The organism is Parvibaculum sp. (assembly GCF_002684405.1).
In the GTDB taxonomy this organism is placed as follows: domain Bacteria; phylum Pseudomonadota; class Alphaproteobacteria; order Parvibaculales; family Parvibaculaceae; genus Parvibaculum.
The window spans coordinates 1-12,307 of sequence record NZ_NYVD01000110.1; the positions used below are offsets into that span (position 1 = coordinate 1).

Genomic DNA, 12,307 nt, shown 5'->3' on the forward strand with positions numbered 1-12,307 from the left:
CCGACCGAACGCACCGACATGCAGGTCGGCCCCTTTCGCATCGAGATTCAGGAGCCGATGCTGCGCACCCGCGTCGTGCTGGACGACAATGACAGCGGCATTTCCTGCGACCTCACCTTTTCGGGCCGCACAGCGGTCATCAAGGAAGCGCGCCAGACGCTTTATTCCGGCCCACGCGCGGTGATGGACGCGACGCGCTTCGACCAGTTCGGCCGCTGGAGCGGGACGGTTCGTCATCCCGATGGCGAGATCGCGGTGAGCGACGAGATGTGTCTGGGGACCAAGGATCGCTCCTGGGGCGTGCGCCGCGTGGGCGAGCCGGAAACCGGCGGCGCGCCGGCCGCGCCGGGAAGTTTCTTTTTCCTCTGGGCGCCGCTCATCTGGGACGACCATGTGTCCCATGCCATCTTCTTCGATGGCGCCAGGGGCGAAGCGCTGGTGCGCGAAGGGCTCGTCGCACCGCTCTATGCGAGCGAGGGTGATGTGCCGGGCGTCGAAGACGGCAAGGACGAGCGCATGGCGACGGCGAACCATCGCGTCTCCTATGTGCCGGGCACGCGCCTGGCGAAGTCCGCCGAAATCGATCTCGTGGACCCCGAAGGCGGCACCCGTACCATCAGCCTCGAACCGATCCTGAAATTCCAGATGAAGGGTCTTGGCTACACCCATCCGGAGTGGGGACAGGGCATGTGGAAAGGCGAGCTTGCCACGGGGCATGAATCCTTCGATCCCAAACAGCTCGACCCGCTGGCCCTTGAGAACCTGCATGTGCAGCAGGTGGTGCGCGCAAGCGACGGCACGCGCGAAGGCATGGGCGTGCTGGAGCAGATCTGCGTTGGTCCTTACGCGCCTGCCGGCTTCACCGATTTTTTCGACGGTGCGAAATAACGCCGCGGTGAACGAGTTTTGCGCGGATCGCCGCCAAAAAGGTGGCGATCCGCAGCGATTTATTAAGGTGAATATGTGAGCTTTCACAAGCGTGTTCCCGACAACGCTTGAGGAAAGAGTTCATGCACAAGAGGCGTTTATTGCGGCCTGAAGAAAAACTGCTGATCTTTAACGCGGCCCGATGCCTGGACGGGAAGCGCGCAGGGCGGCTTCTGTCGGATATGGATTGCGCCACGGCGCGCTCCGAACTGCCCGACGGATCGATTGTGGGGTTCGAAATCGATGGATATGACCGGCCCGAAACCTGGCAGCAGCGCGCGGTGCCGGTAGAGATGGAAGTCGACGACGAGGATGGCGCGGAGATTTCCGCCACCCTCTATACCGATTCCAACGATCGTCTGCTCGAGATGGAACTGATCCGTCGATGCGGAGGTCCCGTCGTCAGGCCCCGCTGGCAGACATTGCGCCTTTGGGCATGACGACGGGCTGGTTTCAGGCCCCGAGACGGAAGCCCTCATAATCGGCGGCAGCCACTTCGTCGAGCTTCTCGCCATAAATGCCGACGCCGCCCGTATAGGGCATGAAGAGGCGCGGCTTGCCCGGCACATTCGCACCCATGTACCAGGAGTTGGCCTGAGGATAGAGCGTCATGCCGGCGACTTCATTGACATGCTCCACCCATTCGTCCTCCGCTTCGGGCGTGGCCTCGATCATGCCGATATTGCCGTTGGTCAGCCGCGAAATACAGTCCGTGATCCAGTCCACATGCTGCTCGATGGACACGATCATGTTGCTGAGCACGGACGGGCTTCCGGGCCCGGTGATGAAGAAGAGGTTCGGGAACCCTGCCGAGCCGAGCCCCAGATAGGTACGCGGTCCCGCAGCCCATTTGTCGCGCAAGCTCAACCCGTCGCGGCCGGTAATATCGACGCCCAGAATGGCGCCCGTCATGGCATCGAAGCCTGTCGCAAAGACGATGGCGTCGGCAACGTATTCTGTGCCGTCGGCCAGAACGCCTTTCTCGGTGATCCGCTCGATGGGATGCTCGCGGACATTGACGAGATCGACATGCGGCTTGCTGAGGGTTTCGAGATAGTCCGTATCGAGACAAAGGCGCTTGGTGCCGACGGGATGGTCGTTCGGCATCAATGTCTCTGCAAGGCCGGGTTTCGTCACCCGCTTGCTCATCTGCTCGCGGGCGAAATCCGCTGCGACCTTGTTTGCTTCATCCGTCGCCATCTCGTCGCCATAGGCGCCGAGGAAGGCAAAGCCGCCTTGCGTCCAGCGCGATTCAAGCTCGTGCTGCACTTCTTCCGGCGTCATCTCTTCCAGAAGCGTTTCATTATATTCAAAGCAGATGATGCCGCCGGGCGTTGTGCGCGCAAATTTGCGCTTCTCCAGAAGCGTTTCCTTCGTCTCCTGGATTTCTTCATCCTGAAGCGGACGGTTTCCCGCCGGCAGCGTGAAGTTCGCGGTGCGCTGGAAAACGGTCACATGATCCGCCTGATCGGCAATGATCGGAATGCTTTGTATGCCGGAGGAGCCTGTCCCGATCACGGCCACGCGCTGCCCGGTAAAGTCCACGCCTTCATGCGGCCAGCCGCCGGTGTGGTACCACTTGCCTTTGAAGTCTTCGAGCCCGTCGAAATCGGGTACACGGGCGGCCGACAGACAGCCCGTCGCCATGATGAAAAAGCGGGCCTGCACATTGTCGCCCTTGTCGGTTTCGACCCGCCACAAGCCCGACGGCCCGTCATAGGTCGCCGAATTGACGCGCGTGGAAAACTGGATGTCGCGCTTCAGGTCCAGCTTGTCCGCGACATAGTTCTGGTAGCGCAGAATTTCCGGCTGAGCGGCATAGCGTTCCGTCCATGTCCAGCCGCGCTGCACGTCGTCGGAAAAGCCGTATTGATATTCGAGGCTTTCCACGTCGCAGCGCGCACCCGGATAGCGGTTCCAGTACCAGGTGCCGCCCACACCTTCGCCCGCCTCGAACACGCGGACATTGAGCCCCAGCTTGCGCAGGCGATGCAGCATGTACATGCCCGCAAACCCTGCACCGACAATAACCGCATCGTAATTTGTCGATCCCTTGCCTTCCTTGTTAGCCATCCTCGTCTCCTCCCTCATTGTTTTATTAAATTCTAACGCGGGAAGAAGCGGGAGGAAGGAGAAAAGGCCCCGGCCGCGCTTTCCGCAGCGTCATGACCAGATTGCGCGCCGGCCTCTCTGCACTGCAACAAAAGCGCCGGTTGTCCTCATCTCCGGCAAGACTATTGTGATGGGAAGGTGTAGGGGAGGACGGACCGCGAAAGAGGAGATTTTATCTTGTTCGATTTTGTGAGGATGCTTTGCCGGCAGGGATTTTCGGCGCAATTCGTCCTGCCTGCCACACTCCTCGGTGCGACCCTCCTCATTCTCCTCTTTTCCCCCTTTCTGCCGGTGCTTATCTGGGGATTGGCGGTCACGCTGCCATTATTGGCGCTTGCGGCTTACGACTACAGACAATCCCCTCACACATTGATGCGCAACTATCCCCTGGCCGCACGGTTGCGTTGGTTCTTCGAGGATCTGCGGCCGTTCCTGCGTTCTTATATTGTGGAGAGCGATCTGGAGGGGCGCCCCTTCGATCACGATACGCGCGCGCTCATCTATGCCCGCTCGAAAGGTCAGGTATCGGTCCACCCCTTCGGGACGGAGCTCGATGTCTACTCTGAAGAATATGAGTGGATCGGCCATTCCATGGCGCCGACCCAGAACGTTGCGGATGAATTCCGCGTGGAAGTAGGCGGGCCGCAATGCACCAAACCCTATTCCGCCTCCATTCTGAACATCTCGGCCATGAGCTTCGGGTCGCTCGGCGCCAATGCGATCGAGGCGCTCAATCTCGGCGCGAAGAAGGGCGGCTTCTATCACGACACCGGCGAGGGGGCGATCAGCCCCTATCATGAAAAGCACGGCGGCGATCTCGTCTGGGAGCTTGGGACGGGCTATTTCGGTTGCCGGGCGAAAGACGGCTCGTTCGACCCGGAAGCGTTTCGCGACACGGCGCAGCGCGATCAGGTGAAGATGATCGAGATCAAGCTGAGCCAGGGCGCCAAGCCCGGTCATGGCGGCATGCTGCCCGGCCCCAAGGTCAGCGAAGAAATTGCCCGCACGCGGGGGGTTGAGGCCTATGCCGATTGTATCTCGCCGCCCGGCCACAGCGCATTCTCGACGCCGCGCGAGATGCTCGAATTCGTGGCCCGGCTGCGAGAGCTCTCCGGCGGCAAGCCCGTGGGAATCAAGCTGTGCGTCGGCCAGCCGCATGAGGTCTTTGCCGTCATGAAGGCGATGCTGGCAACGGGTATCCATCTGGACTACGTCGTGATCGACGGCGCGGAGGGCGGCACGGGCGCCGCCCCTCTGGAGCTTTCGAACCATGTTGGCGTCCCGCTGCGAGAAGGCCTTATCATGATGCGCAATGCGCTGGTGGGCACCGGGCTCAAAGGCGCCGTCAAACTCGCCGCGGGCGGTAAGGTTCACGGCGGCGCCTCGCTCGCCTTCAACGCTTCCCTGGGGGCCGATTGGTGCAATGCGGCCCGCGCCTTCATGTTTTCGCTGGGCTGCGTCCAGTCCATGAAATGCCATACCGGCGAGTGCCCCACCGGCATCACCACCCAGGATCCCCGTCGCCAGCGCGGCCTGGTGGTGAGCGACAAGGCCGAGCGCGTCCACCGGTTCCAGAAGGCAACGGTGGAGGCGCTCCGCGATATCGTGGTTGCGGTGGGGCTCGAAACGCCTTGGGAGCTGAGGCCGCATCACCTGCATCACCGCCTCAATGCCGCCGAAGCCCGGGCCACCGACCGCATCTATCCCTTTGTGGACGAGAAGAGCCTGCTCGACGACCCTGAGGCATCCTATTATGCGCAATGGTGGGCCGCGGCCGATCCCGATACGTTCCGGCCCGTGAGCGAGGTCGACCCCCTGCGAAGGCTGGATCAGGACCGGCTGCGCACGGAACGCCATTGAGGCTTGCGAAGTTCCATGCCAATAAGGTGACGGCAGCTTGCCTGGTCGTATTCAGCGCGAAATGGATTCATGAGCAAAACGGCACTTATTACCGGGGTAACGGGGCAGGATGGCGCCTATCTGGCGGCCCTCCTCCTCTCCAAAGGCTATATCGTCCATGGCGTGAAGCGCCGATCCTCGTCATTCAATACCGCACGGGTGGATGCGCTTTACGACGACCCGCACAATGAAGGGGTCTCCTTCTTTATGCATTACGGGGACCTGACGGATGCCACCAATCTGATCCGCATCATTCAGGAAACCCAGCCCGACGAGATCTACAATCTCGCCGCCCAGAGCCATGTGCAGGTGAGCTTCGAGACACCGGAATACACCGCCAATTCCGATGCCATCGGGGCGCTGCGCATTCTGGAGGCCATCCGTATTCTGGGGCTGGAAAAGAAGACGCGCTTCTATCAGGCCTCGACCTCGGAGCTATACGGCAAGGTGCAGGAAACGCCGCAGAGCGAGACCACGCCCTTCTATCCGCGCAGCCCCTATGCTGCCGCCAAGCTCTATGCCTACTGGATCACGGTCAATTACCGCGAAGCCTATGGCATGCACGCCTCCAACGGCATTCTCTTCAATCATGAAGGGCCGACCCGCGGCGAAACTTTCGTTACGCGCAAGATCACCCGCGCTGTCGCCGCCATCGAACTTGGGCTCCAGGACCTCCTTTATCTCGGCAATCTCGACGCCAAGCGCGACTGGGGCCATGCCCGCGACTATGTGGAAGGCATGTGGCGCATCCTGCAGCAGGACGAGCCCGACGATTATGTTCTGGCCACCGGCGAAACGCATTCGGTGCGCGAATTCGTGGAACTGGCCTTTGCCGAAGTCGGCCGTACCATCGAATGGCAGGGCGAGGGCGTCTCGGAAATCGGCGTCGACAAGAAAACCGGCGAGACGCGCGTGAAGATCGATCCGCGCTATTTCCGTCCGACCGAAGTGGACCTCCTGTTGGGCGATCCTTCCCGGGCGAAACAGCGTCTGGGCTGGGAACACACCACGACCTTCCCGGAACTCGTGGCCGAAATGGTGGCTGCCGACCTGGAAACCGTCGCGCAGGAGGCGGCTCGCAAAGCACGCCATGACTGACGGCGCAATCTATTCGTTGAGGGGCAAGAAGGTCTGGATCGCAGGCCATCGCGGTATGGTGGGCGCGGCCCTGATGCGCCGGCTGGCGTCCGAGGATTGCGAACTGCTGACGGTCACGCGCGACACGGTCGATCTGCGCCGCCAGGCAGAAGTCGAGAGCTGGCTGGCCGAGCATCGCCCCGAGGCGGTATTCATCCCGGCGGCGCGCGTCGGCGGCATTCTCGCCAACGACAGCTTCCCGGCGGAGTTCCTCTACGACAATCTGATGATCGAGGCGAACATCATCAACGCCGCCTGGCAGAACGGCGTGGAGAAACTTTTGTTCCTGGGCTCGTCCTGCATCTATCCGAAGATGGCCGAACAGCCGATGCGGGAAGATGCGCTGTTGACCGGCCCGCTGGAGCCGACCAATCAATGGTACGCGGTTGCCAAGATCGCCGGAATCAAGCTGGCCCAGGCCTATCGCCGTCAATATGGCTGCGATTTCATTTCAGCCATGCCGACCAATCTCTACGGCATAGGCGACAATTTCGATCTGGATTCGAGCCATGTTCTGCCCGCTCTGGTCGCCAAGATGCATGCGGCAAAGGAAGCCGGCGATGCCGAGGTCGTGATCTGGGGCACAGGCTCGCCGAAGCGCGAATTCCTCTATGTCGACGATTGCGCCGACGCACTCGTGTTCCTGATGACGCATTATTCCGGCGAAGAGCACATTAATGTGGGCTTTGGCGAAGATCTGACCATTCAGGATCTGGCTCAGAAGGTGAAAGAGGCCGTCGGCTTCGAAGGCGAGCTGGTGAACGATATGTCGAAACCCGACGGCACACCGCGCAAGCTGATGGATAGCGCACGCCTGCGCGATCTGGGCTGGCGCCCGCGCACCGGCCTCGATGAGGGCATAGCGAAGGTCTATCGCTGGTATCTGGAAACCGGCGGCGGCAGACGCGGAGTGTGAGTGAACGGCGGCCGGAAGCGGGCTTTTGCGTCATTCAGGCCCGTCAACGAGGTGCCATTCGGCCTCGGGAGTGCTAAAACGAATCCTGTCCCGAGGCGAAAGGCAGAAGCGGCGCGTGTCATTCAATAACCCGACAAATTCTCCCCCGTTGAGAGATGCGTCCCGGCCGAAGGTCGCCATGGTGACGGGTATTACCGGGCAGGATGGCGGCTATCTGGCGGCATTCCTGCTTGCGCGCGGTTATGAGGTGCATGGGCTGGCGCGCGACCCTGCGCGGTTGGAACGCTCGCGGCTGGCGGAGGCCGGTGCGGATCTCAATCGCAATCTCATTCTTCATCGTTGCGATATCGGCAGGGAAGCCGATCTCGACGGCCTTGTTCGGCGGATCAAGCCCGACGAGGTCTACAATCTCGCCGCGCAGTCTCATATCCATGCGAGTTTCGACGATCCCGCTGCCACGACGAATGTGAACGCGACCGGTGCGATGAAGCTCCTCACGGCCGTCTTGCGCCTCGACCGCGGCCGGATCCGTTATTATCAGGCGTCGAGTTCGGAAATGTTCGGCGACGCGGGTGGCCGCTGGCAGAACGAGGAAACCCCGTTTCACCCGTTGAACCCCTATGCCGTATCGAAGCACGCCGCCTTCGAGGCGACGATCAATTTTCGCGAGGCCTATGGGCTTCACGCCTCCAACGGCATTCTCTTCAATCACGAAAGCCCCTGGCGCGCACCGACCTTCGTGACGCGCAAGATCACGCAGGCTGTGGCCGCGGTCTGCCTCGCCGGAGAGGGGACGCTGCGTCTCGGCAATCTCGATGTACGCCGCGACTGGGGGCATGCCCGAGACTATGTCGAAGGCATGTGGAAGATGCTCCAGCAGGATGCCCCGGACGACTACATCCTGGCGAGCGGCGAGAACCACTCCGTACGCGAATTTGTGGAAATAGCCTTCGCGGAAATTGGCCGGGCCGTTCGCTGGCAGGGAGAGGGCGTAGACGAAAAAGGGTACGACGAAGAGACGGGGGATCTGCTCGTCGAAGTCGATCCCGCGTTCTTCCGGCCGATGGACCTCGGCGCCACGCTGGGAGATGCGCGCAAGGCACAGGAACGGCTGGGATGGCGCCCGAAAACGAGTTTCCGCGAGCTTGTCGCGGAAATGGTTGCCGTCGATATCGCCCGCGCTCAGGAACAGGCACACATCGGCGCCGGCCTCTCCCGCTCGTCGGACTGAGCCGCAAGACCGTTTGACCTTGGCGAGAAAGCCGGTAAAAACGCGCGGATCGAGTTTCCTTTCAAACAGTTTTCAGGACGGGTGACATGAGTGATCGTGTGTTTTTCGATCTCAAATCGACCCACAATCCGCACCGTTATCACCTTCAGGTCGAGCCGGGCCTTTCGGTCGGTCCGCCCGGAAATCTGTTCATGTTCGGCGGTGTCGGCATGGCGGCGTCCATCCGGGCGATGGAGCGCACCTGCGAGCGCCCGACCGTTTGGGCGACGGCGCAATACCTCTCCTATGCGCGCCCGCCCTCCATCGTGGATCTGGATGTGCTGGTGCCGGTGCATGGCAATTACAACAGCCAGGCCCGCGTGATCGGCCATGTGGGCGACAAGGAAATCCTCACCGTCAACGCCGCGCTGGGCGCGCGCCCGAGCGAATTCTCGCATCAATGGGCCGTCGCGCCGGATGTGCCAGGACCGGAAAACTTCGATCCCGCCGAGCATTGGCGTGGGGACGATCGCGATCCCGACCTCCATACCCGCATCGATATGCGCGTGGTGAAAGGCCGATATGGCAAGGACCGCAAGGGCGGAGAACTGTCGCCGGACGGACAGGTCGTGCTCTGGGTGCGCCCGTTGGAAGACGTGGCGATCGATAGCGCCATGCTGGCCGTTTTCGCCGACTTCGTACCCTCCGCCATCGGCAATGCCATCGGACGCAATGCGGGGGGCAATAGTCTCGACAACACGATCCGCTTCCGCCACATCGTGCCGACGGAGTGGGTGCTTTGCGATATCCGCATCCACGGCGTACATGGCGGTTTCGGCCATGGCCGCATGCATCTCTTCGCGCAGGACGGCGAGTTGATGGCCTCGGCGAGCCAGTCGGTGATCCTGCGCATTCACGACAAGTAAAGCGCCTCCGAAGGGGCGGCACTCAACGCATCAGCCAGTCGACGATCTCGCCGTTCACCTCGCGCGGATAGGTGTGGGAGAGGTTCTCGATCTCGCGATAGGTGACGTCGGCGCCCGCTTCTTCCAGTGTGCGGGCGGCTGTTTGCGCCATCTCTACATTGAACATCCAGTCCTTCGCGCCATGGGTGATGAAGATCGGCAGGCCGTCGATCCTCTCTTTCTCCAGAAAGCTCACCAGCATCGGATGGAAGCTTGCCGACATCGGCGCGAGATGGGTGAAGGGCGCATCGGCCAGCATGCCGCTCACATAGCAGAACGTGCCGCCATCGCTCATGCCGGTCATGAGCAGACGGCTTTCATCCACATTCCAGCGCTCCTGCACGAATTCGAGCATCCGCTTCAGGCTTTCGCTGTCGACGTCGGGACCGGCGAGTGACCAAGTGCTGTCGCGCGAGGTCGGCGACAGCAGGATGGCGCCGCGCGAGCGCGCCGTGCGGAGCCAGCTCCAGATGAAATCGCGCCCGTGTCCGCTGCCGCCATGCAGCGCCATGATGAAAGGGTGAGGCCGGTCGGGCGTGTAGTTTTCCGGCACGTAGAGAGAAAAGCCGCCCCGCTCCCCCTTGTCGTTGCGGGCATGCATCAGGCCTGTCTCATGCGGGCCCTCAGCGCCTTCGGAAAGTGCCGCCAGCAGCGTTTCGTCCGGCCTTGCATCCTCGTCGAGAAAGAAACGGCTCACCGGCGGCAACATCTGTGTCAGCGGGTAGAGCGCTTCCAATGCGCGCGATTGATGACGGAACGCGCGATAGGCGCTGAACACGCCCTGCGGATCGTCCTTGGCACTGCGGATTTCCTCATGCGCCATGAGCACTTCGCCCGCGGCCTTTTCGATCTGCGCCTTGAAGCCTGCCATGGCTTCCGGCCACTCGGCCTCGCGGAACGGGCCGATGGCATGGCGCAAGGGCTCGTCCGGCTCCCCCATCTGTTCGATCAGCGAGGCGAAACTGGGCGGATGGATATGCCGGGCGATATGGCCGAGCGCATCCAGCGCATGCAGGAGCGGCGGCACGGTGGCTGTGATTGCCTCCAGCATTGCTTCCTGTTTTTCCACGGAAATTTCTTCGCTCAATGCCTTTCGCCTCCTTTTTTGCCCGAGCCTAGACGCCCGCCCCGGCCTCGGCCAGCCCATTTGCAGATCGGGTCATGCCGCCTATGCTGCGGGAAAAGAAATTCGAATAAGTCCGGGAAGGCTCTTCATGACATTCGGGAAATTGCTGATCGCAAATCGTGGCGAAATCGCCATCCGTATTGCCCGCGCGGCATCGGAAGTGGGGCTTCAAAGCGTCGCCGTCTATTCCGACGACGACGCCCGGTCGCTTCATTTGCGTATGGCGGATGAAGCTGTGGCGCTGAAAGGGTCCGGGGCGGCAGCCTATCTCGACATGGACGGCATCATCGCAGCCGCGAAGGGCGCGGGCTGCGATGCGATCCATCCCGGCTATGGCTTTCTGTCGGAAAACGCAGCCTTCGCCGCGAAATGCGCCGATGCAGGGCTTGCCTTTGTCGGTCCGCGCCCGGAAGTGCTGGACCGCTTCGGCGACAAGGCCAGCGCCCGTGCGCTGGCCGCGGAATGCGATGTGCCGCTTCTCGAAGGCACGTCCGGCGCGACCAGCCTTGAGGAAGCGCGCGACTGGTTCAAAAAGCTCGTCGCGCGGGAAGGCGATGGCGCCGCCATCATGCTGAAGGCGGTCGCCGGCGGCGGCGGTCGCGGCATGCGCGCCGTGCGCGCGCTCGAAGAGCTCGATGACGCCTATGCCCGCTGCCAGTCCGAGGCGAAGGCGGCCTTCGGGATCGGCGATGTTTATCTGGAACGCTTCATCCCCAATGCCCGGCACATCGAAGTGCAGATACTGGGCGACGGCACGGAAGTAACCCATCTCTGGGAGCGCGAATGCACCATTCAGCGCCGCCATCAAAAGCTGATGGAAATTGCGCCGAGCCCCTCCCTCTCTCCCGACATGCGTGAACGGCTGATCGAGGACGCGCTGACATTGGCGCGCCGGATAGGCTACGACAATATCGGCACCTTCGAGTTCCTGGTCGATGCCGACCGAGAGGGCGGCTATGCCTTTATCGAGGCGAATGCCCGCTTGCAGGTCGAGCATACGGTGACCGAAGAAGTGACCGGCATCGACCTTGTGGAAACGCAGCTCCGCCTGGCGCAGGGCGCGTCGCTGGACGGCCTCGGTCTCGATGTCGGCGAAGTGCCGCTGCCGCGCGGATATGCGATCCAGCTTCGCGTGAATATGGAAACCATGGATGCGAGCGGCGCTGCAAAGCCCGCGGGCGGCACGCTGAGCGCGTTTGAGCCGCCCTCCGGCCCCGGCGTGCGCGTCGATACGTTCGGCTATGCGGGCTACACGACCAATCCGAATTTCGATTCGCTGCTGGCCAAGCTCATCGTCCATCACGCCTCGCCGGATTATGCCGAAGTGGTGGCGCGCACCCGCCGCGCGCTGGCCGAATTCCGGATCGAAGGCTGCGCGACCAATATCGGTTTCCTGCAAAACCTCATCGCCGACGATGAAGTGGCCGCCAACAATGTCTATACGCGCCTGATCGACGACCGGGCCGCCGAGTTGACGGCGGACGGCACGCCCGCCCAGGCCAAGCGCTATTTCACCGATGGCGCGGCAACGGCAACCGCCGCGCATGTGAAGGTCGAAGGCCCGGCGGGCACTGTGCCTGTGGGGGCACCCATGCAGGGCAAGGTCATCAGCATTGATGTGAAGCCGGGCGATGAAGTGCCCGCGGGCACGCAACTCGCCGTGCTGGAAGCGATGAAGATGGAACATCTCATCCATGCGGCCGAAAGCGGTGTTGTGCGCGAACTGGGCGCGGAGCCGGGTCAGGTGCTCTTTGAAGGCGATCCGCTGATCTTCATCGAACCCGCCTCGGTCGACGCCGCGTCGCAGGCCGACGAAGCCGATATCGATCCGGACCATATCCGGCCCGATCTTGCCGAGGTGATCGAGCGTCACGCCATCGGTCTCGACGAGCGTCGCCCGGAAGCGGTGGAACGCCGCCGCAAGCGTAACCAGCGCACGGCGCGCGAGAACATCGCCGATCTGTGCGACGAAGACGGCTTTATCGAATACGGCTCGCTCATCCTTGCCGCGCAGC

Annotated in this window: 10 protein-coding genes; 8 read left to right on the plus strand and 2 right to left on the minus strand. The window is 62.2% G+C overall.

Annotated features, from left to right (window positions below):
- Together CMI59_RS10215 and CMI59_RS10220 are read left to right on the plus strand one after the other, a co-directional pair.
- On the plus strand, window positions 1-888 hold an 888-nt coding region (locus CMI59_RS10215; RefSeq protein WP_293328078.1), incomplete at its 5' end, for a hypothetical protein.
- Window positions 889-1,010: 122 nt separating this feature from the next.
- Window positions 1,011-1,367 carry a hypothetical protein gene (locus CMI59_RS10220; RefSeq protein ID WP_293328080.1) on the plus strand — a complete coding sequence of 119 codons (357 nt, stop codon included), beginning with the start codon at window positions 1,011-1,013 and terminating at the stop codon, window positions 1,365-1,367.
- Between the two features lie 13 nt (window positions 1,368-1,380).
- Here CMI59_RS10220 and CMI59_RS10225 read toward each other — a convergent pair whose 3' ends face one another.
- Window positions 1,381-3,000, minus strand: coding sequence for an NAD(P)/FAD-dependent oxidoreductase (locus CMI59_RS10225; protein WP_293328083.1), 1,620 nt, complete (start codon window positions 2,998-3,000; stop codon window positions 1,381-1,383).
- Window positions 3,001-3,216: 216 nt separating this feature from the next.
- Between CMI59_RS10225 and CMI59_RS10230 the strand changes: the two genes are divergently transcribed.
- The 5 genes from CMI59_RS10230 (at window position 3,217) to CMI59_RS10250 (ending at window position 9,127) form a co-directional block, all read left to right on the plus strand.
- Entirely contained in the window at window positions 3,217-4,899 is a 1,683-nt protein-coding gene (locus CMI59_RS10230; RefSeq protein WP_293328086.1) for an FMN-binding glutamate synthase family protein, read from the plus strand.
- Window positions 4,900-4,968: 69 nt separating this feature from the next.
- Window positions 4,969-6,036, plus strand: coding sequence for a GDP-mannose 4,6-dehydratase (gene gmd / locus CMI59_RS10235; protein WP_293328089.1), 1,068 nt, complete (start codon window positions 4,969-4,971; stop codon window positions 6,034-6,036).
- A complete protein-coding gene (locus CMI59_RS10240) occupies window positions 6,029-6,991 on the plus strand; it encodes a GDP-L-fucose synthase (protein ID WP_293328092.1) in 963 nt (320 codons plus the stop codon). Before gmd (CMI59_RS10235) ends, CMI59_RS10240 begins: the two co-directional genes overlap by 8 nt.
- 178 nt (window positions 6,992-7,169) lie before the next feature.
- On the plus strand, window positions 7,170-8,222 hold the full coding sequence (gene gmd, locus CMI59_RS10245; RefSeq protein ID WP_293328095.1) for a GDP-mannose 4,6-dehydratase: 1,053 nt from the start codon (window positions 7,170-7,172) through the stop codon (window positions 8,220-8,222).
- A gap of 86 nt (window positions 8,223-8,308) precedes the next feature.
- Window positions 8,309-9,127: an acyl-CoA thioesterase domain-containing protein gene (locus CMI59_RS10250; protein WP_293328098.1), complete on the plus strand. Its 819-nt coding sequence runs from the start codon at window positions 8,309-8,311 to the stop codon at window positions 9,125-9,127.
- Between the two features lie 22 nt (window positions 9,128-9,149).
- Here CMI59_RS10250 and CMI59_RS10255 read toward each other — a convergent pair whose 3' ends face one another.
- The gene (locus CMI59_RS10255) at window positions 9,150-10,217 is read right to left on the minus strand and encodes a phospholipase (RefSeq protein ID WP_293328104.1); all 1,068 of its coding nucleotides are present in this window, start codon (window positions 10,215-10,217) and stop codon (window positions 9,150-9,152) included.
- Between the two features lie 163 nt (window positions 10,218-10,380).
- Between CMI59_RS10255 and CMI59_RS10260 the strand changes: the two genes are divergently transcribed.
- Window positions 10,381-12,307 (plus strand): biotin carboxylase N-terminal domain-containing protein (locus tag CMI59_RS10260; protein ID WP_293328101.1); only part of this gene is annotated, 1,927 nt, incomplete at its 3' end.

Coding starts and splice junctions, on each gene's coding strand:
- CMI59_RS10220 (WP_293328080.1), top strand. CDS start 1,011: ATGCACAAGAGGCGTTTATTGCGGCCTGAAGAAAAACTGCTGATCTTT.
- CMI59_RS10225 (WP_293328083.1), bottom strand. CDS start 3,000: ATGGCTAACAAGGAAGGCAAGGGATCGACAAATTACGATGCGGTTATT.
- gmd (WP_293328089.1), top strand. CDS start 4,969: ATGAGCAAAACGGCACTTATTACCGGGGTAACGGGGCAGGATGGCGCC.
- CMI59_RS10240 (WP_293328092.1), top strand. CDS start 6,029: ATGACTGACGGCGCAATCTATTCGTTGAGGGGCAAGAAGGTCTGGATC.
- gmd (WP_293328095.1), top strand. CDS start 7,170: ATGGTGACGGGTATTACCGGGCAGGATGGCGGCTATCTGGCGGCATTC.
- CMI59_RS10250 (WP_293328098.1), top strand. CDS start 8,309: ATGAGTGATCGTGTGTTTTTCGATCTCAAATCGACCCACAATCCGCAC.
- CMI59_RS10255 (WP_293328104.1), bottom strand. CDS start 10,217: ATGCTGGAGGCAATCACAGCCACCGTGCCGCCGCTCCTGCATGCGCTG.